We start from the raw sequence: 19,521 nt of genomic DNA, 5'->3' as shown, positions 1-19,521 counted from the left end.
AGGATGTGCGCCACCGCACACTTTCGACAGAGCGCCGGGGCAGGCATGGATCACAGCGAGTATCTTCGGGATTGCGGTAGCGGCAGGGCGCACTGTTTTCAGGCATTGCTTACTAACCAGTGTCACTTGCCGCCACGTTTGCGGTAACGCTTTGACAGTTCCAATCATTCACTCTATTGGCAGGCCTTGTGCCATTAGTGTTTTTGACGGGTCTTTTTCGGTGCGGTCTGTTTCAATGGCCGCTGTTCGTTTTATGAACAGAGGGTTGTCCATGCAGATTTCTTTGAATAACACGCTATACCCAGGCCTGGGCGCGATTCAGGTCGGACAGTCGCGTGTCGATCAGGCGGCCACTCAGCTGGCCAGCCCGGCTACGGAAGTAGCGGGTCGTAGCCAGTCTTCGGATTTTCAGCTGGAAAATCTTCGCTCGGTTGATCGCAGTCAGCGTTCCGATATGGCAACCAATGTCGTCGAGCTGACCCAGGGCAAGGTTCAGGTGCAAGCTGGTCTTGCTGTTGCAAAAGCCAGCGATGAGATGCTCGGCACATTGATCGATACCTACGCCTGACTCCCCTCCCGTGCGCTTCGGCGCACGTCGCTGTAACCGTTTTCTCCGTCTGAATATCTCCCTATAGACAGCCTAAATTCCGGCTTTGGAATAACTGTGGCTGGGGATTCGCTCGACTAAGCTCATATCAATTGACTCATTTAAGCCTGTGGGAGCGGACCTGTCTGCGAATGCGTCGGAGCAGGCAACCTATCTTTTTAGCCAGTTCCGAGGTGCTCGAATGGGCATTTTCGCGGACAGGTCCGCTCCCACTCGAATACCCATTCGTCCTGCCGCTTCGACGACCTGCTCAACGCTGAGGGCCTCTGCCTGCGTGGTGCGCGCGTGCTCAACGATGAATGGTTCATGACGCACGCTTGACAAGGTATAAGCGTAAACGTATGTTTCAAACACCTGTTTGACCGCTAGGCATACGTGATTGTCGGTGGTTGCGGCAGTCCCTACACCGACCCATCGGTCATCCAATTCCAGGATTCATCAGCAGAGGTTTATCGCTATGCCTGACTACAAGGCCCCCTTGCGTGATATTCGCTTCGTACGTGACGAACTGCTTGGCTACGAAGCGCACTATCAGAGCCTGCCAGCGTGCCATGACGCTACGCCTGACATGGTCGACGCCATCCTTGAAGAAGGCGCCAAGTTTTGTGAGCAGGTATTAGCCCCGTTGAACCGCGTCGGCGACACCGAAGGCTGCACCTGGAGTGAGTCCGGCGTCAAAACCCCTACCGGTTTCAAAGAAGCCTACAAACAGTTCGTCGAAGGCGGTTGGCCGAGCCTGGCCCATGACGTCGCCCACGGTGGTCAGGGTTTGCCTGAGTCTCTGGGTCTGGCTGTCAGCGAGATGGTTGGCGAGGCGAACTGGTCGTGGGGCATGTACCCTGGTCTGTCCCACGGTGCGATGAACACCATTTCAGAACACGGCACGCCTGAGCAACAGGACGCGTACCTGACCAAGCTGGTTTCTGGCGAATGGACCGGCACCATGTGCCTGACCGAACCACATTGCGGCACTGACCTGGGCATGCTTCGCACCAAGGCCGAGCCTCAGGCGGATGGCTCGTACAAAGTCTCCGGCACCAAGATCTTCATTTCTGCTGGCGAACACGACATGGCCGATAACATCGTCCACATCGTGCTGGCGCGCCTGCCCGATGCACCGGCTGGCACCAAAGGTATTTCGCTGTTCATCGTGCCTAAGTTCGTGCCGGATGCTGCGGGCAACATCGGTGATCGTAACGCCGTGAACTGCGGTTCGCTGGAACACAAGATGGGCATCCACGGCAATGCCACCTGCGTGATGAACTTCGACGGCGCTATCGGCTACTTGATCGGCCCGCCGAACAAGGGCCTGAACTGCATGTTCACCTTCATGAACACGGCACGTCTGGGTACAGCGTTGCAGGGTCTGGCCCACGCTGAAATCGGGTTCCAGGGCGGTCTGAAATATGCCCGTGAACGTCTGCAGATGCGCTCGTTGACTGGCCCGAAAGCGCCGGAGAAAGCCGCTGACCCGATCATCGTTCACCCTGACGTGCGTCGCATGCTGCTGACCATGAAGGCGTTCGCCGAAGGCACCCGTGCGATGGTGTACTTCACTGCCAAGCAGGTCGACATCGTCAAGTACAGCGATGATGCTGAGGCCAAGAAGCAAGCCGATGGCCTGTTGGCGTTCATGACCCCAATCGCAAAAGCGTTCATGACCGAGGTTGGCTTCGAATCCGCCAACCACGGCGTGCAAATCTATGGCGGCCACGGCTTTATCGCCGAGTGGGGCATGGAGCAAAACGTTCGCGACAGTCGGATTTCCATGCTGTACGAAGGCACGACCGGCGTTCAGGCTCTCGACCTGTTGGGCCGTAAAGTACTGATGACTCAGGGCGAGGCGCTGAAAAGCTTCACCAAGATCGTCCACAAGTTCTGTCAGAACCAGGAAGGTAATGAGGCTGTTACCGAATTCGTCACGCCGCTTGCCGCTCTGAACAAAGAGTGGGGCGAACTGACCATGAAGATCGGTATGGCCGCCATGAAAGACCGTGAAGAAGTCGGCGCCGCTTCGGTGGATTACCTGATGTATTCCGGTTACGTGTGCCTGGCCTATTTCTGGGCAGACATGGCCCGCGTCGCTGCCGAGAAACTGGCGGCCGGCACCAGCGAAGAAGCGTTCTATACCGCCAAGCTGCAAACCGCGCGCTTCTATTTCCAGCGCATCCTGCCGCGTACCCGCACCTACGTCGCCACCATGCTGTCAGGCGCAGGCAACCTGATGGATATGAACGAAGAGCACTTCGGTCTGGCTTACTAAAGTCACCCGCTGAGCTAACCAAAAAACCGCTTCTCCTTCGGGGGGAGCGGTTTTTTTTGCGCCGGTTTTCTTGTAGGAGCGCGCTTGCTCGCGATCAAGGTGTTCCGGCAACTTTCATATTTCTGACCCGACGCAATCGCGAGCAAGCGCGCTCCTACAGTCGAGTTATCGATCAGCGTCTGTCGTAATTACTGTCTCTTTTCTGCTTATCAAATGCGTATCGCAGCCGATACAGGCACAATGCCATTTACCGCCACTCGCATTGACCCAAGTTTAGCCGAGTAGGAGAAAGACCGTTTTGCGCCGCCCATCCGCCGCACGCATCAGCCATTTTTTGCCTTCCCTGGCGTTATTGATCGCTGGGCTGGCGGCTGCGTATGTGAAGGACCTGAACGTGTTCTTCACCTCATTGTTCAACGTGCTGCCGACCTTGGTTCTGCTGCTCGGCGGCGCGTACTGCGGCGTATACAAGCGTCAGCGTGAGCTGTTTCTGATGATCACGGTGTATATCGCGTATTTCCTGCTGGATACCCAGACCGACTACTACCGTGATAATGGCGTGGTGCGTGCGGACGCAGCCGTCGTCTTCCATCTTTGTTGCCTGCTGCTACCGATGCTGTTCGGCCTCTTCGCGGTTTGGGAAGAGCGCACGCACTTGTTTCAGGACCTGGTCGCGCGGGTGGCAGTACTGGCAGCGGTCGGCGGCGTCGCGCTCGGGTTGGAGCAAAGCTTTCCTCAAGGACTGCTGGCGTGGCTGGCCGACATTCGCTGGCCGGCGCTTCATGGCGAATGGATGAGTTTGATTCAGCTGTCCTACGCCGCGTTCATCATCGCTTTTTGTCTGCTGATCACCCAATACGTACGCAAGCCCAGCCCGCTGCATGCCGCGCAGCTCGTGGGTTTGCTTGGCTTGTTCTGGGCATTGCCGAAAACGTTCATTCTCCCGTTCACCCTGAACGTCATGTGCAGCCAGGTCATGCTGATGATCGCCGCGGCCGTCGCGCATGAGGCTTACCAGATGGCTTTCCGTGATGAGCTCACGGGTCTGCCGGGTCGTCGCGCCCTGAACGAGCGAATGCAACGACTGGGCCGCAACTACGTTTTGGCCATGGGCGATGTCGATCATTTCAAGAAATTCAATGATACCTACGGCCACGATGTGGGCGACCAAGTGCTGCGATTAGTGGCAAGCAAGCTGTCGAAAATCACCAGCGGGGGCGGTCGAGCCTATCGCTACGGTGGCGAGGAATTCGCCATCGTGTTCGCTGGCAAGACCCTTGAGGACTGCATTCCTCACCTTGACGCTGTTCGTGAAGTCATCGCCAATTACCAGATTCGTCTGCGTGACCAGCAAGACCGCCCGCAAGACGATCTGCAAGGCCGGCAACGGCGTAGGGGCAATCTGGCCTCTACAGTAACTGTGACGATCAGTATTGGTGTTGCCGAGCGTCAGCCCGAACAACGCAATCCCGAAGAAGTCCTGAAATCTGCAGATCAGGCGCTGTATGCCGCCAAAGCCGCAGGGCGCAATTGTGTGATTTCTCACAGCCAAACCAGCAAACGCGGTGCCGTGCGAATGGCCACGGCCAGCTGACATCCATCTCTTTTTTCTTTGTAATCAAACGCCTTTCATCTGTGTAAGACGGCCCCCACATGCATGCTCCAAATATGTGACCATAATTAACTATACGGTCACGAGCTGACCCTATGTGTCGCAAATGGTGTTCGGGTACACTCGGTTTCATCGACACATCGGCGCCGTAGACTGCAAACGGCGTTACCTTTCCGAGTTACTGCGTCTGTTTGCGAGGTTTGCCATGGCTGACTACAAAGCGCCTTTGCGCGATATGCGCTTCGTCCTTAATGAAGTGTTCGAGGTCTCCAAACTCTGGGCACAACTGCCTGAATTGGCCGAGGCGGTCGATGCTGAAACGGTCGAAGCGATTCTTGAAGAAGCTGGCAAGGTCATCGGCAGATCCGTCGCCCCGCTAAGCCGGGCAGCCGACGAAGAAGGTTGCCACTGGCAGGACACCGTTGTAACGACACCCGCAGGCTTCGTTTCTGCTTACAAAACCTACGCCGAGGGCGGCTGGGTAGGCGTCGGGGGCAACCCTGAGTTTGGTGGCATGGGCATGCCGAAAGCTGTGTCGGCGCAGGTCGAGGAGATGGTCAACTCAGCCAGCCTGGCGTTTGGTCTGTACCCAATGTTGACCTCTGGCGCCTGCGTCTCCATCAATGCCCACGCCAGTGAAGAACTCAAATCAACTTACCTTCCGAACATGTATGCAGGTCTCTGGAGCGGCTCGATGTGCCTGACCGAAGCTCACGCGGGCACCGATCTCGGGATGATCCGTACCAAGGCTGAGCCACAGACCGACGGCGCCTACAAGATCAGCGGCACCAAGATTTTCATTACCGGCGGCGAGCACGACCTGACCGAAAACATCATCCACCTGGTGTTGGCAAAGCTGCCGGATGCGCCAGCCGGGCCCAAAGGCATTTCGTTGTTTCTGGTCCCCAAATTCCTGGTCAATGGCGATGGCTGCCTGGGTGAGCGCAACACGGTGTCCTGCGGCTCTATCGAACACAAAATGGGTATTCAAGCGTCCGCAACCTGCGTGATCAACTTCGACGCGGCCAAGGGCTATTTGATCGGCGAGGCGAACAAGGGCCTGGCGGCGATGTTCACCATGATGAACTACGAGCGACTGGGGGTCGGGATTCAGGGCCTGGCTTCTGGTGAGCGCTCGTATCAGAACGCAATCGAGTACGCTCGCGACCGCCTGCAAAGCCGGGCTCCAACGGGTGCTCAATCCAAAGACACCGCCGCCGACCCGATCATCGTTCACCCAGATGTGCGGCGCATGCTGCTGACCATGAAGGCGCTGAATGAGGGAGGTCGAGCTTTTTCCAGCTATGTCGCGTTGCAACTGGACACTGCCAAGTACAGTGAAGACGCCAACGTCAGCCAGCGCGCCGATGCCATGGTCGCGCTGCTTACGCCTATCGCCAAAGCGTTCCTGACGGATATGGGCCTGGACACCACGGTTCATGGGCAGCAGGTTTTCGGCGGCCACGGCTACATTCGCGAATGGGGCCAGGAACAACTGGTGCGCGACGTGCGGATCACCCAGATCTACGAGGGCACCAACGGGATTCAGGCACTGGATCTGATGGGGCGCAAGGTCGTCGCCAATAGCGGCGCGTACTACAAAGTCTTCTCCGACGAAGTACGTCAATTCATCGCTGCGTCCGACAGCTCGTTGAGTGAATTCACCAAACCGTTGAGCGCTGCGCTGACAACGCTGGACGAGTTGACCGACTGGGTATTGGATCGCGCGCGTAACAATCCGAATGAAATCGGCGCTGCGTCGGTAGAGTATCTGCAAGTATTTGGATACACAGCCTATGCCTACATGTGGGCGATGATGGCTAAGGCGGCGCTGGGCAAGGAAAGTCAGGAGGACTTTTACGCCAGCAAACTGGGCACTGCTCGGTTCTATTTCGCCCGTTTGCTGCCGCGGATTCAGTCACTTGCGACTTCAGTCAAAGCCGGTAGCGAGTCGCTCTACTTGCTGGAGGCGTCACAATTCTGACCCCGGTGATAGCGTGTAAGCATTTGCTTACATGACGTGCTGCTGTTTTGCCATATCCCTGGAATGGATCCAAAGTTAATCTACTTCACATGGACGTAGCGCAGGACGCGCAAATAGATAACACGGACACGTAGGAAACCTGCCAGGGAGGTGGGACGAAAAGGAAGTCAAAGGGAAACAATCTGTAAAACCCCGCTCCGGCGGGGTTTTCTTTGTCTGCGTTTTTTGTTTCGGAATTGACGGCAGACTGTGGCAACTCAATTTTGATGGTGGCGAGTTGCCGCACCCGTGGAACCCCTGTAATTGTCCAAGGTCGATTAGCTGTGTGGCCAACAAAGGCCGTCTTTTAATCAGGAGCTTCACCCATGGACATCATCCGCATTATCTTCGCCATCCTGCTGCCACCCGTGGGCGTTTTCATGCAAGTAGGCTTCGCTGGCGCCTTCTGGCTGAACATCCTCCTGACCCTCCTCGGTTACTTCCCAGGCATCATCCACGCGATCTACATCATCGCCAGCCGTAAGTAACCCGAATCAAAGTCAGCCGCATATGCGTTGCACATCTATGGTGGAGCGGCTGATACCGATTCTGTAGGAGCCAACTTGTTGGCGAGGCACTTGCTCTGTGTATGCAATTGCCCGCCCCGCGAACAAGTTCGCTCCTACAGATTGCGGATTGTTATAACGCGCCGTCGATGACCCTCCGATAAAACCCCCATTCCGTTTCCAGCGCGTGGATCTGATTAGCTGCCTTGCGAAAGCCGTGGCGTTCGTCCGCGTAGAAATGCCCTTCAGCAGGGATGCCTTTGTCCTGCAGAGCCTTGAGCATGGCGCGAGTCTGTTCCGGGACCACTACGGCGTCGAGTTCGCCCTGGAAGAAGATCACCGGCACGCTGATCTGGTCTGCATGCAGCAGAGGCGTACGGGCGCGGTAACGTTCCATGTCGATATCCGGCTCGCCGATCAGCCAGTCCAGATAATCTGCCTCGAATTTGTGCGTGGCCGCAGCCAATGCGATGGGATCGCTGACGCCGTACAGGCTCGCGCCCGCGCGGAAGACCTTGTGAAACGCCAGGGCGCACAGCGTCGTGTAGCCACCGGCGCTGCCGCCACGAATGAATGCCTGATCCGGATTGATCAGCCCGCGTCCGGCCAGATGATCGACCACTGCGCAGGCATCTTCTACATCCACCACACCCCAAGTGAGAAACAGCGCTTGCCGATACGCACGGCCATAACCAGTGCTGCCACGATAGTTGAGGTCGGCGACGGCAAAGCCTCGTTGCGTCCAGTATTGAATCCGTGGGTCGAGAACCGGGTAGCAGGCTGAAGTCGGGCCGCCGTGGATGAACACCAGCAATGGCGGCTTTTCTGCCCCGTCCATCGACGGATAGAAATAACCGTGCGCTTCGCTGTCGCCGCTGGGATAACGCAAGGTTTGTGGACGGCTGATACGTTCGGCAGGCAGTGGTGCAACGCCCCCCGCCAGCACCTGAACGTTATGATCGTCGCGACGAATAGCCAGCACCGCAGATGGGCTGACCGCGGAAGCCGCAATGCAGTAAATAAACTCATCGTCGATGGCCAGGCTACGAAAACGGCTGTAATCGCCGCTGAAATCTTCCAACGTGCCGTCAGACTCGCGCAGACCCAGTACACCGAATCCATCCTCGGACCACGTGGCCAGATAACCGCCACCCTTGAGTGGCAACCAAGTGCTGCCGCCCAATTGCCATGGGGCGGACGCATGGTCGGCATCGGCTGCGGGCAATGGCTCCAGACCTTCTGCGGCTTCAATCCAGGGCTGCCAAAAACCGCCGCGATCGGTCAGACAATACAGCCGGCCTTGTGCGTCGAAGCGCGGTTGTTGCAGGGATTCGGGATCATGGCCTGCCAGACACTGGGCGGCGGACCAAAGCCCATCAGTCTGCCGCGTTGTGTGCATCAGGCGCGTCATGGTCCAAGGCTGATGCGGCCGCCACCACTCGATCCACGCCAATCGCTGCCCGTCAGGGCTCAAGGTAGGCGCAGCGTAAAAGTCTGCGCCCTCGGCCAGCACATGCTGCATACCGTCAGCTAGGTCGATGGAGACCAGTCGATGAGTGTCGCCATCTTCCTCGACCGCCAGAATCTGCCCACGGGCAAACCGGACATCGCCGTAGCGCTTGTCACCTTGAGTCAACGGGGAGGGGCTGCCGTCAAACGGCTGGAGATAAATCTGCTGATCGCTGGCGTTGACGAACGCCACGGCATCGTCAGTCAGACAAAAAGAACCGCCGCCGTATTCATACACGCGGCTTTGCACGCTGAAGTCGGTAGGCGTCAGGCACTGCGTGTGGCCGTTTTGCCAGCGCCAGACCCGTGAGGCGGCGTCTTCAGGACTGTACTGACTCCAGAACAGCCCTGCCGGGCTTAGGCTCAGTTCGGCAAAATCAGTCCCTGCCGCCACAGCTTGGGCGGCAGAGAACAGGTCAGGATTTGGCGATGATTCGAGAGTTTCGTTCATTGCGGAAGGCCAGCTGCTCAATAGTCTGGCTAGCATACTCGGCTTCGTCGCGGGCTTGGGTGATCAGGCCGTGATGCTCGGATTTGCTGCACACCGGGTCAGCGTTACTGGCATCGCCTGTGAGCATGAACGCCTGGCAGCGGCAGCCGCCGAAGTCCTTTTCCTTCTCGTCGCAGGATCTGCAAGGCTCCGGCATCCAATCGTAGCCACGAAAACGATTGAAGCCGAACGAGTCATACCAGATGTGCTGCATGGTGTGATCGCGCACATTGGGGAACTGGATCGGCATCTGCCGCGCCCCGTGGCATGGCAATGCAGTGCCGTCGGGTGTGACGGTCAGGAAAATATTGCCCCAGCCGTTCATGCAGGCTTTCGGGCGTTCTTCATAGTAATCCGGGGTGACGAAAATCAGTTTCACCGGATTGTCGTCGATGGCCAGCCTTGCGCGGTATTCGTTGGTGATGCGTTCAGCGCGCACCAGCTGGTCTTTCGTCGGCAGCAGACCTACGCGATTCAGATGCGCCCAGCCGTAAAACTGACAGGTCGCCAACTCGACGAAATCCGCCTCGAGGGCCAGGCACAGATCGATGATGCGGTCGATCTTGTCGATGTTATGCCGGTGTGTGACGAAGTTCAGCACCATCGGGTAGCCGTGTTTCTTCACCGCCCGGGCCATTTCAAGCTTCTGCGCGAAGGCCTTTTTCGAGCCCGCGAGCATGTTGTTCACTTGCTCGTCGCTGGCCTGAAAGCTGATCTGGATGTGATCGAGACCTGCTTTCTTGAAATCGATGATCTTCTGCTCGGTCAGGCCGATACCTGAAGTGATCAAATTGGTGTAATAGCCCAGCCGACGCGCTTCGGCGATCAGTTCGGCCAAATCCTGACGCACCAACGGTTCGCCGCCAGAAAAACCAATCTGCGCCGCGCCCATCTGCCGCGCCTCGGCCATGACTTTGAACCACTGCTCGGTGGTCAACTCCTGTCCCTGCTTGGCAAAGTCCAGCGGGTTGGAGCAATAAGGGCATTGCAGGGGGCAGCGATACGTCAGCTCGGCGAGCAACCACAGCGGCAGGCCGACCTCGGGTTTGGGCGGGATGCGCAAACCGGGGTCGGTCACGATGGACTCAGTCAGGGCCGATTCAGGCGAGTTCAATCCAGTGCTCTGCACGAGCGACCTCCATGAATTGCTCGACATCTGCGCCGAGCTCGGGAACGCCAGGGAATTTCTCATCGAGCACGGCAATGATTGCTTCGACAGTGCGCTCGCCATCGATCAGACCGCCGATGGCGCTCGCGCTTTCATTGAGCTTGATCATGCCTTCTGGGTAGAGCAGCACATGGCCGTTCTGCGCGGGTTCGAACTGAAAGCGATAGCCTTGGCGCCAGCGCGGGGTGAGTTGTCGATCGAAGCTCATAGGGCAATGCCTTTATGCCAGACGCGTTGGTCGGTCACGCTGTGATAGGGCGGACGATTCAGCTCGTAAGCCATGCTCATGGCGTCCAGCATGCTCCACAAGATGTCCAGTTTGAACTGCAGGATTTCCAGCATCCGCTGCTGGCCCTCGTAGGTCGTGTAATGCTGCAGCGTGATCGCCAGACCATGCTCGACATCACGCCGGGCCTGGCCCAGCCGCGTGCGGAAATACTCGTAACCGGCGGGGTCGATCCACGGATAGTGCGCAGGCCAGCTGTCCAGGCGCGATTGGTGAATCTGCGGTGCGAACAGCTCCGTCAAAGAGCTGCTGGCGGCCTCTTGCCAATTCGCGCGGCGGGCGAAGTTCACGTAAGCATCTACCGCGAATCTTACGCCGGGGAGGACCAATTCCTGCGAGCGCAGTTGGTCCGGGTCCAGCCCCACGGCCTGACCCAGACGCAGCCATGCCTCGATGCCGCCGTCTTCGCCCGGCGCTCCGTCGTGATCCAGAAGGCGCTGGATCCACTCACGACGAATTTCCCTATCTGGACAGTTGGCCAGAATCGCCGCGTCTTTCAGCGGGATGTTGACCTGATAATAGAAGCGGTTGGCGACCCAGCCCTGAATCTGCTCGCGGGTCGCACGGCCTTCGTACATCGCCACATGGAAGGGGTGGTAGATGTGGTAATAGGCGCCTTTGGCGCGCAGGGCGGCTTCGAATTCAGCGGGGGACAGTGCAGCGTGTTCGCTCATTTGGGCTCCGGTCAAACAACACGTTTACTGGATGGAATAGCGCTTTTCTGTAGGAGCCAACTTGTTGGCGAGGCGATGTATGAGGAATACCGCCTCGCGAACAAGTTCGCTCCTACAGATGAATACTCATACCGTCATACGCCACTTCCACATCACGGCGGACCAACTCAGCGCGCTCGGGGGAATCTTCGTCGAGGATCGGGTTGGTGTTGTTGATATGGATGAGCACTTTGCGTTGGTTGGGCAGGCGTTCCAGCACTTCCAGCATGCCGCCGGGGCCGTTCTGCGCCAAGTGACCCATTTCCGTACCGGTGCGAGTGCCCACGCCGCGACGCTTCATTTCATCGTCGTCCCACATCGTGCCGTCCACCAGCAGACAATCGGCCGCGCTCATTTTTTCCATCAGCGCGTCGTCGACTTTGCCCAGGCCCGGGGCGTAGAACAATTTGCCGCCGGTTTTCAGGTCTTCGACCATCAGGCCAATATTGTCGCCAGGGTGTGGGTCGAATCTGTGTGGCGAGTAGGGCGGTGCCGCGCTGCGCAACGGAAACGGCGTGAAACGCAAGTTTGGGCAGGCCGGGATGACGAAGCTGCCCTCCAGCTCGATCCGGTTCCACTGCAGGCCGCCGTTCCAGTGCTTGAGCATTTCAAACAGCGGGAAGCCGGTGCTCAGGTCTTCGTGAACCATGTCCGTACACCAGACCTGATGCGGGCAACCCTCACGCAGGCTCAACAAACCGGTGGTATGGTCAATCTGGCTGTCCATCAAGACAATCGCGCTGATACCAGTGTCGCGCAGCGCGCGGTTGGGCTGCATCGGCGCAAAATTTTGCAGTTGGGCACGGATATCGGGTGACGCGTTGCACAAGACCCAGTTCACACCGTCATCTGACAGGGCGATGGACGATTGAGTACGCGCCTTGGCGTTCAGGCTGCCGTCGCGAAAACCTGCGCAATTGACGCAGTTGCAGTTCCACTGCGGGAAGCCACCACCAGCGGCGGAACCGAGAATCTGGATGTGCATTGTTGCTCCGTACCGATTGGCTCGTTTGGTCGAGCCTGAAAACTATTTCTTTCACAAAAAAAGCCCCGGCGAACCGAGGCTTTTCAGTGCGCAACAATCAACGGCTTGCGAAGTACATGGTGACTTCAAAGCCGATACGCAGATCAGTGTAAGCAGGTTTAGTCCACATAAAAGACTCCTTTTGGGTTAATGCAGCGGTGGGTAGATACATCCTTAGTACACCCTCAGCGGGAGACGTTCAAATGCTTAGGGAGCTATGTTACTAAATTCGACAGGGCATTAATGCCGGATTATCGGAGAAAGGTCGTTACAGCGTGGGTAACTATCACTCGCTGCAAGACCATAAGCCACTTGGCCTAGAGCGATTTGCCAGGTACAGCCAGCCGGTTTGGCGACCTGTGAGCTGCGCGAGGGCGGCGAGCCAATCGGTTTCGTGAAGATTTGATAAATAGTGTTTCAAGGCTTCCAGCGAGGCTTGGTCGTGACCGGCCAAATGCGCCTGCCACATCAACTCGGCTGCCTGTTCTGTTTCCATACTGCCCAGATCGAGTTGAGCAGCGAGTATTTGCCCTTGCAGCGCCACGTCTTCTGAAGCGATCAGCGTCGGCATGCTAGCGATGAATTGCTCGATGTGCCCAGCCAGTTCGGCCGCTGTGGTCGAGGGCGACTGCACCCCAAACAATATTCCTGACTGCCCTGCAATCTGTCGGAAGCTGCTGAATACCGCGTAGCCCAGTTGCAACTCGACACGCAGGCGTTGGTAAAACGGCGTCTGTGCAAGGTGTGCGAGCAGTCGCCAACACGCTTCGTCTGCGACGGAAAAGCTGGGTGCCGGGCAGAAGATGAGTACCGCATCTTCGGAGGACTCCGGCAGCTCGGTTTCCCATCGTTTGCCTTCGGGGATCACAGGTGGCTGGGGCGGCTGGACATCCGCAGTACCGGGGATGCCGATCAGCGCGTGACGCAAGCTGTTCTGAAGTTCGCTTGAGAATCCCAGCGCCAACCCGCTCCACGACGCGGTTTGCCAGACAGACTGCAGAGACTCACGAGCAGTAAAAGCAGGCGTAGCGGCGTTCAAAAGGTAATCCGGAAGGGTCTTCAGCAACTGGCGAATGGGTATGAGTCTGGGTTCGTTCGTGGGCTGTGCATACCGTGCCAGCGTGTCGGCGGACGGATCACTGAGCAATTTCAGCACGGCTTCAAGGACCGCAGGCACTGGCTCAGTCAATCCACTCAGTTTGAGCTGCCAATAACTGCCAAACGCGCTGAGGGCCAGATTCACCCCGGCCTGCTGCGCATCCTCAGTTAAGGATTTCAGGCTGTCTTTCAGCATTTGCCAAAGCATCGGGCGTGGGTGTTGCAACGACCAGCGTAAATACACCGCGCCTTCGCCGGATGAGAAAGGTAGCGCACTGCTGAAGGGTAGCGGTGATAGAGGCGGGCAGACCTCCTCGGGTAGCTGCGCGGCTCGCAGGAATGCGTTTGGTTTAGGTAAGCGCCAAGTTGCTTCGGGTTGGTGTTCCGTTTTCGTCGGCGTCAGGAGTTCGACGTCCCCGTGCAATTGATAGATCAACGCATCCAGCGCGCCGGCTCCTCGATCAGACAAACCTGAAGAGGCGTGGCTGTCACTGTAATGTCGGGCGAGCGTTAGAGCCCCGCCGACCTCCAGACGTCTTTGTTGCAGCAGGGCGTATTCGTCGCGCAGGGCGGGGTAATGCCTTTTGAAGAAGGTAAGCCAGTCGAGGAACAGTTCGGTGATTTGATCCTGTGCAGACTGCATGAGCCCTATTTCGGGCAAGCGCGCTCCTACAGATAACGCGTGATCACTTGTAGGAGCGCGCTTGCCCGCGAAGTTGGCGTTCAGAACGACCCCTATATCGATCAAGACCTGCGCGCCAAACTGATACAGAATCTCGGTGTGCAGTGATTCCGCCAGTCCTCGTGCCTTTAACTCCGCAACCAACCCACCCGCCTGGGAATTTCCCAACCAAAAACAGAAAAAATCTGCGGCCTTCTCCGCGTCGTCGGGCAAATCCTCACACGCAAAAATCAGATGCATCCGACGTGAATCGATAGTGATATGAGCGCTTGGCGATGCCCCCATCAATCGAGGCGGCGCTATTTGCTCGACCTGCGCGCCCTCGGCGAACATCCTCCCTAACCGTTCAGCCAGTGCTTTCAATTCCGCCAGTGACTGAGGGCCGGTGAGGCTCAGCGTCATTTGGCCCGCTTGATAAAACCGCTGATAAAAATCGTGCAGCGCCTGCTGAAAAGTTGGACGCGGCACCAATAGGCTGTAACGATTGCCCGCGTGAAACCAGCGCAGCGGATGCTCCGTCGAAACGTGCTCAACCAGCTGCATCTGAGTACGCGCTGCCTCGTCGCGTGTCCAGGCAATGAACTCTGCGTGCAACACCTCGCGCTCACGCAGTTGATCGTCGAGGGCCATGCGCGGATGGGCGAGCATGTCGCACAGTCGCTCCAGGCCTTCAGCGAAAACAGGCGGCGCCAGCTCAAAGAAAAAATCAGTCGTGCGCTCGCGAGTGCTGGCGTTCACCTGACCGCCATGACGCTGCACGAACGCCATCAAGTTATCCCCGGCAGGGAAGCGCTCGGTGCCGAGAAAAAACAGATGTTCCAAAAAGTGCGCCAGCCCTGGCCAATCGCGCGGTACATCATGACTGCCCGCCGATACCCTCAACGCTGCCGCGCAACGCTTCAGGCGCGGCGCATGGCACAGCATGACGCGCAGGCCGTTGGGCAGGATCAGGAATTGGGTTGTGGGCGAGGCGGGAGCTGGCATGACGGTTTCCGGATGGGCTCGGGAAAGTGAATGGTCATGCTAGCGGATTAGACAGTGGTTGGCGCGGACACGCTCTGTAGGAGCCAACTTGTTGGCGAGCCGAACACTGCGGTGTGTCAGCCCGGCCGCCTCGCGAACAAGTTCGCTCCTACAGGCCACACCAAAGAAAAGGGTGTTCAGGGTTGGCTCAACCCCGAATAGAACCCCGGCCGGCGATCATTGAAATAGGTATTGATCGCCCGCGATGCCTCCATCACCTGTCGATCCAGCGTCGCCACCACTAACGCCTCATCATGCCCGGCCAGGCCAATCTGCTTGCCGTCTGGCGCGCAGATGCTGCTCAGTCCGCAGTAATGAATATCCCCCTCACTGCCGCAGTAATTGGCGTAAACCACGTAGCACTGGTTCTCGAATGCACGGGCGCGAACCGTGACCTCGGCGACGAAGTCATACGGCGCCATGTTCGCGGTGGGCACGAGAATCAGCTCCGCGCCGTTCAGTGCCAGGCGTCGTGTGTTCTCGGGAAACTCCACGTCGTAGCAGATCAAAAACCCCAGCTTCCAGCCTTTGAAATCGACGATGGGGAAGTCCTCGTCGGCCACAGCGAACATGGACTTGTCCAGGTCGCCATACAGATGGGTCTTACGGTAATTGCAGAGACTTCTGCCGTCTGCGTCGATTAACTGCACGGCGTTGTAGATCTGCTCTTCAGCGCTGCGCTCGGGATAGCCATACAAAATGGCGATGCCGGACGCCTGCGCGATGGCAGCAATCTCTTCAGCGGCCGGGCCATCGCGCAACTGCGCTAATGTCCGCGCTGCCTGCGCGCCGATGTTGTAACCGGTCAAGAACATTTCCGGGCAGATCAGCATGTCGGCTCCCTGCGCAGCCGCATCAATCGCCTGGACTTTCAGGCGCTGCAGGTTGGCCGCCACATCCAGCGGCAGCGGCGGGCATTGGTACATAGCAACGCGCATCGTGGGATTCCTCATCAGCATTCGCAGGCTTATTCGGGCAGCACGATCGGCCCGATTTCGTCGAAGACGTCACCCGGCCCGGGGTTGTCGGCGTGGGTCTTGCCACCGAAGTGAGTCATGATCCCCCATACCGCATTCAGCGATGTCTGCACCGCGCCTTCGACCCACGCGGGTGTCCATGAGACGTCGTCGCCAGCGATGAAAATGCCGCGTTGGTCGTCAGGCATGTCCTTCTGCATGAAGTGCGCGTACATGCGCTGGTTATAGCGGTAGTGACCCGGCAGCGCGCCTTTGAAGGCGCCGAGGAAGTGCGGGTCCGCTTCCCATGACACGGTGATCGGGTCGCCAATGATTCGTGCGGCGATGTCGACCTTCGGGTAAATCTTCTTCAGCGCATCGAGGGCGAGCTTCACGCGCTTTTCGATCGGTTGCGGCAGCATCTTCAGCGCGTCGCTCATCCATGAGTAGGACAGGCAAATCACACCCGGCTTCTCTACACCGTTGGAATACGTGCCGTTGTCGAACAGGTACGTGCCCCGGGTGAGGCGATCGGTGAGGGTCATGCTCATCAGGTCGCGGCCGGTTTCCGGGTCTTTGTCTTTCCAGAAGGGGCGATCAACCATCACAAATGTCTTCGACGATTGCATGTAGCGGGTACGGTCCAGCGCCATCCACATTTTTTGCGAGAATAGCGTTTCTTCGCACTCGATCTGCGTGGTCAACAACCAGCTCTGGCAAGTGGTCAACACAGCGGCGTAATGCCGGGTGTCGCCCCAGTTGTCGGTGACGGCAAAACTGCCATCGGGCGCGCGGGCGATGCGTTTGACGCCTGTGCGCGGTGCGCCGTGGTGCAGCGAAGACAGCGTGGTACCTTCGGGCCAGTGTGCGCAGCGCTCAGGTGCGTGACGCCATATGCCCAGCGGCACCTGTTCGACGCCGCCGACGATCAGGTGCTGATGATCGTCGCAATTGGTCATGACTACGCGGAAGATTTCGAGCATCGAGTTGGGGAAGTCCGAGTCCCAGCCGCCGGTGCCAAAACCTACCTGGCCGAACACTTCACGGTGATAGAACGACAGCTTGGCGAACGCCTTGGAAGTTGCCACGAAGTCATAAAACGTGCGGTCGTCCCACAACGGTACCAGCGTATTCCACAGCTCTTTGAGGCGTGGAACGTCGCGATCACGAATCGCCTGCTGAATGTCGGCGAACTGCGAGCCCGCTTCCAAAGCATCGGCCCACGCGTCAGCCACTTCCTGAAACAGCGCAGGCAAGTCCGACAGTTTTTGTGCGTAATGTGTGGTGCCTTCCAGATCGATCACCGTGCTGCCAGAGGCGGCAGTCAACGGGTTGGGGAAGGGCTTTGATTCAAGGCCGAGCTTGTCGACATAGTGATAGAACGCGGTTGAAGACACCGGAAAACGCATGCCGCCCAGTTCGGCAATGATGCCCTCGGCGCCTTCGAATTGCTGCGAGCGCAAGCGGCCGCCCATTTTCGAGGCTTCGTAAACGACCGGTTTGAGGCCCAGCTTCATCAACTCATAAGCGGCCACCAGTCCCGCGATACCTGCGCCGACAATCGCTACCTCGGCGCCATGGTTTTCGACGGGGATGCTGCCCAGGCCGGCCGGGTGTTCAATCCAGTCGTCGAAGGCGAATGGGAAGTCCGGCCCGAAGATGGTGATCGGTTTCTTTCCGTCGGCGGGGTGGCGATTGTTCTTCATGACTGACCTTGTTCGACTGGGCGCGAAAGGTGACAAGTCTAGATAACAGTTGAGACGTTAATAAGACGCAGAGTGTCGTCGTTTAGTAGAGATATTTGGCGATATGACGAGATGGCGCATCATAACGGCTGACCGCGGTCTATCTTGCTGCTCAAAATAATCGATGTGGTGGTCTTTTCTACGCCATCCACACTGCCGATCAAATCCAGCAATTGGTCCAACTGCTCCGGCGAATCGGTGCGCAGCCACGCGACGTAATCAAATTCGCCACTCACGGCGCAAAGCTGCTGGACCTGCGGCAGGAGCGCAAGACGTCGCAGTACCTCCTTACCTGAACGCGGCTGCACTGTGATCCCGACGTAAGCCTGCAGTCCACCGTCGATCACACGTTGACTCAAGCGCACACCATAACCCGTAATGATTTTGGCTTTTTCCAAGCGAGCGAGGCGTGACGTGACCGTGGTTCGTGCGATGCCCAGCTGTCGAGCCAGCATGGCTACCGGTTCGCGCGCATTGACTTGCAAGGCAGCGATCAATTGACGGTCTATTTCGTCGAGGGCGGGAGGTCGGGTGTCGGGCAAGAGTGTGTCTCCGGTGGCAGTTGGGGGAATGTTACCTGTTGGGTGGCATCGGTGCCGAGGTCAAACCACACCCTTCATGCAGACTCAGGCACTTGCTGGATCGAGGCTTGCCGCGCATTTGGTGTGCCCGTTGGAGCGAGGCTTGCCCGCGAAGCCGACAGCGCGGTGTGTCAGATAAAGCCGAGGTCTCAGCTTCGCGAGCAAGCTCGGCTCCAACAGATATCAGCGCCTTCTTCTGTAGGAATTTTCCTCGCTGTCATCCCTTTGTCATTCAGCTGTCACTCTCGGCATGTCTAAATCCGCTTCCAGTCCATCTGATTCGTCGCCCGGAGCCCAGCCATGACCGATAGCCAGCAACTGGATCTATCCGAAACCGCCCGCTATATGCACGCCGATATCCTCGACAGCTTCGACGAAGAGCTGGAGATGGAATACGACGATGCGCGCCTGGATGCGCTGTTGTCCGATCTGGGGGAAGAGGTGCCAAAGGGCATTGATCGGCGCGTGTACTTTCGTGAGCTGCTGCGGTTGCAGGGTGAGCTGGTCAAGTTGCAGGACTGGGTTGTCAGCCAAAAACTCAAAGTTGTCGTGCTGTTCGAAGGGCGCGATGCGGCGGGTAAGGGCGGGGCGATCAAACGCATCACGCAACGGCTCAACCCGAGGGTTGTTCGTGTCGCGGCACTGACCGCGCCCAGCGAGCGTGAGCGCACGCAATGGTACTTCCAGCGCTACGTTTCGCATTTGCCAGCAGCGGGGGAAATGGTGCTGTTCGATCGTAGTTGGTACAACCGCGCCGGCGTCGAGCGGGTGATGGGCTTCTGCGATAACGACGAATACGAGGAGTTTTTCCGCACCGTGCCCGAGTTCGAAAAGATGCTCGTGCGCTCGGGCATCATCCTGATCAAATACTGGTTTTCAATCACCGACGACGAACAGTATCGCCGTTTCCTGATGCGCATCCACGACCCGCTCAAGCAGTGGAAACTGTCGCCGATGGATCTGGAATCCCGCCGTCGTTGGGAAGATTACACGCGCGCCAAAGAGGAAATGCTGACGCGCTCCCACACCGACGTCGCACCTTGGTGGATCGTCGAAGCAGACGACAAAAAACGCGCACGGCTCAATTGTATTCATCACCTGCTGGAGCAGATCCCGCGTGGTGAAACCGAGTCCGCGCAAATTGATTTGCCGGCCCGTGAGTACAACGCCAATTACCTGAGAGCTCCGGTGCCGCGAGACATGGTGGTGCCATCGATCTACTGATCGGTCGCGTG

At 58.0% G+C, this 19,521-nt stretch carries 16 protein-coding genes; 6 read left to right on the top strand and 10 right to left on the bottom strand.

The genetic code is table 11. The annotated features are described in order from the left end of the window. Positions 1-271 precede the first annotated feature (271 nt). From ACWKV9_RS26140 to ACWKV9_RS26120, 5 genes are all read left to right on the top strand, one after another. Positions 272-568, top strand: coding sequence for a pyrroloquinoline quinone biosynthesis protein PqqE (locus ACWKV9_RS26140; RefSeq protein ID WP_483839001.1), 297 nt, complete (start codon positions 272-274; stop codon positions 566-568). Positions 569-1,064: 496 nt separating this feature from the next. Beyond that, positions 1,065-2,870: a phenylacyl-CoA dehydrogenase gene (locus tag ACWKV9_RS26135; protein WP_483839000.1), complete on the top strand. Its 1,806-nt coding sequence runs from the start codon at positions 1,065-1,067 to the stop codon at positions 2,868-2,870. Between the two features lie 298 nt (positions 2,871-3,168). Beyond that, on the top strand, positions 3,169-4,464 hold the full coding sequence (locus ACWKV9_RS26130; protein ID WP_483838999.1) for a GGDEF domain-containing protein: 1,296 nt from the start codon (positions 3,169-3,171) through the stop codon (positions 4,462-4,464). Between the two features lie 223 nt (positions 4,465-4,687). Beyond that, entirely contained in the window at positions 4,688-6,466 is a 1,779-nt protein-coding gene (locus ACWKV9_RS26125) for an acyl-CoA dehydrogenase C-terminal domain-containing protein (protein ID WP_483838998.1), read from the top strand. 365 nt (positions 6,467-6,831) lie between these two features. Further along, the gene (locus ACWKV9_RS26120; RefSeq protein WP_483838997.1) at positions 6,832-6,993 is read left to right on the top strand and encodes a YqaE/Pmp3 family membrane protein; all 162 of its coding nucleotides are present in this window, start codon (positions 6,832-6,834) and stop codon (positions 6,991-6,993) included. A 151-nt stretch (positions 6,994-7,144) separates the two neighbouring features. Here ACWKV9_RS26120 and ACWKV9_RS26115 read toward each other — a convergent pair whose 3' ends face one another. The 10 genes from ACWKV9_RS26115 to ACWKV9_RS26070 form a co-directional block, all read right to left on the bottom strand. Beyond that, entirely contained in the window at positions 7,145-8,971 is a 1,827-nt protein-coding gene (locus ACWKV9_RS26115) for a S9 family peptidase (RefSeq protein ID WP_483838996.1), read from the bottom strand. Then, entirely contained in the window at positions 8,937-10,139 is a 1,203-nt protein-coding gene (gene pqqE, locus ACWKV9_RS26110; RefSeq protein ID WP_483838995.1) for a pyrroloquinoline quinone biosynthesis protein PqqE, read from the bottom strand. Before pqqE ends, ACWKV9_RS26115 begins: the two co-directional genes overlap by 35 nt. Next, positions 10,111-10,386, bottom strand: coding sequence for a pyrroloquinoline quinone biosynthesis peptide chaperone PqqD (gene pqqD, locus ACWKV9_RS26105; protein WP_483838994.1), 276 nt, complete (start codon positions 10,384-10,386; stop codon positions 10,111-10,113). The genes pqqE and pqqD overlap by 29 nt, the downstream gene beginning before the upstream one ends. Next, the gene (gene pqqC / locus ACWKV9_RS26100; RefSeq protein WP_483838993.1) at positions 10,383-11,138 is read right to left on the bottom strand and encodes a pyrroloquinoline-quinone synthase PqqC; all 756 of its coding nucleotides are present in this window, start codon (positions 11,136-11,138) and stop codon (positions 10,383-10,385) included. The genes pqqD and pqqC overlap by 4 nt, the downstream gene beginning before the upstream one ends. A 112-nt stretch (positions 11,139-11,250) precedes the next feature. Next, positions 11,251-12,162: a pyrroloquinoline quinone biosynthesis protein PqqB gene (pqqB, locus tag ACWKV9_RS26095; RefSeq protein WP_483838992.1), complete on the bottom strand. Its 912-nt coding sequence runs from the start codon at positions 12,160-12,162 to the stop codon at positions 11,251-11,253. Between the two features lie 97 nt (positions 12,163-12,259). Then, positions 12,260-12,331 carry a pyrroloquinoline quinone precursor peptide PqqA gene (pqqA, locus tag ACWKV9_RS26090; RefSeq protein ID WP_008365141.1) on the bottom strand — a complete coding sequence of 24 codons (72 nt, stop codon included), beginning with the start codon at positions 12,329-12,331 and terminating at the stop codon, positions 12,260-12,262. A gap of 156 nt (positions 12,332-12,487) precedes the next feature. Beyond that, entirely contained in the window at positions 12,488-14,965 is a 2,478-nt protein-coding gene (gene pqqF / locus ACWKV9_RS26085) for a pyrroloquinoline quinone biosynthesis protein PqqF (RefSeq protein WP_483838991.1), read from the bottom strand. 176 nt (positions 14,966-15,141) lie between these two features. Continuing rightward, on the bottom strand, positions 15,142-15,942 hold the full coding sequence (locus ACWKV9_RS26080; protein ID WP_483838990.1) for a carbon-nitrogen hydrolase family protein: 801 nt from the start codon (positions 15,940-15,942) through the stop codon (positions 15,142-15,144). 29 nt (positions 15,943-15,971) lie between these two features. Further along, positions 15,972-17,666: a flavin monoamine oxidase family protein gene (locus ACWKV9_RS26075; protein ID WP_483838989.1), complete on the bottom strand. Its 1,695-nt coding sequence runs from the start codon at positions 17,664-17,666 to the stop codon at positions 15,972-15,974. A 119-nt stretch (positions 17,667-17,785) separates the two neighbouring features. Continuing rightward, entirely contained in the window at positions 17,786-18,247 is a 462-nt protein-coding gene (locus ACWKV9_RS26070) for an Lrp/AsnC family transcriptional regulator (RefSeq protein ID WP_483838988.1), read from the bottom strand. Positions 18,248-18,586: 339 nt separating this feature from the next. On the opposite strand from ACWKV9_RS26070, the gene ppk2 reads away from it, so the two are divergent. Continuing rightward, the gene (gene ppk2 / locus ACWKV9_RS26065) at positions 18,587-19,510 is read left to right on the top strand and encodes a polyphosphate kinase 2 (protein WP_483838987.1); all 924 of its coding nucleotides are present in this window, start codon (positions 18,587-18,589) and stop codon (positions 19,508-19,510) included. The last annotated feature ends 11 nt before the right edge of the window (positions 19,511-19,521 follow it).

Source organism: Pseudomonas corni, assembly GCF_057128765.1.
Note: the sequence above shows the minus strand (reverse complement) of the source record. Positions and strands in the feature narration are given on the sequence as shown.

What these genes read in the sequence shown, in the direction of transcription:
- ACWKV9_RS26075 (WP_483838989.1), bottom strand. Translation starts at nt 17,666, where the DNA reads ATGAAGAACAATCGCCACCCCGCCGACGGAAAGAAACCGATCACCATC.
- ACWKV9_RS26120 (WP_483838997.1), top strand. Translation starts at nt 6,832, where the DNA reads ATGGACATCATCCGCATTATCTTCGCCATCCTGCTGCCACCCGTGGGC.
- ppk2 (WP_483838987.1), top strand. Translation starts at nt 18,587, where the DNA reads ATGACCGATAGCCAGCAACTGGATCTATCCGAAACCGCCCGCTATATG.
- ACWKV9_RS26115 (WP_483838996.1), bottom strand. Translation starts at nt 8,971, where the DNA reads ATGAACGAAACTCTCGAATCATCGCCAAATCCTGACCTGTTCTCTGCC.
- pqqF (WP_483838991.1), bottom strand. Translation starts at nt 14,965, where the DNA reads ATGCCAGCTCCCGCCTCGCCCACAACCCAATTCCTGATCCTGCCCAAC.
- ACWKV9_RS26125 (WP_483838998.1), top strand. Translation starts at nt 4,688, where the DNA reads ATGGCTGACTACAAAGCGCCTTTGCGCGATATGCGCTTCGTCCTTAAT.
- pqqC (WP_483838993.1), bottom strand. Translation starts at nt 11,138, where the DNA reads ATGAGCGAACACGCTGCACTGTCCCCCGCTGAATTCGAAGCCGCCCTG.
- pqqD (WP_483838994.1), bottom strand. Translation starts at nt 10,386, where the DNA reads ATGAGCTTCGATCGACAACTCACCCCGCGCTGGCGCCAAGGCTATCGC.
- ACWKV9_RS26080 (WP_483838990.1), bottom strand. Translation starts at nt 15,942, where the DNA reads ATGCGCGTTGCTATGTACCAATGCCCGCCGCTGCCGCTGGATGTGGCG.
- pqqB (WP_483838992.1), bottom strand. Translation starts at nt 12,162, where the DNA reads ATGCACATCCAGATTCTCGGTTCCGCCGCTGGTGGTGGCTTCCCGCAG.
- ACWKV9_RS26135 (WP_483839000.1), top strand. Translation starts at nt 1,065, where the DNA reads ATGCCTGACTACAAGGCCCCCTTGCGTGATATTCGCTTCGTACGTGAC.
- ACWKV9_RS26140 (WP_483839001.1), top strand. Translation starts at nt 272, where the DNA reads ATGCAGATTTCTTTGAATAACACGCTATACCCAGGCCTGGGCGCGATT.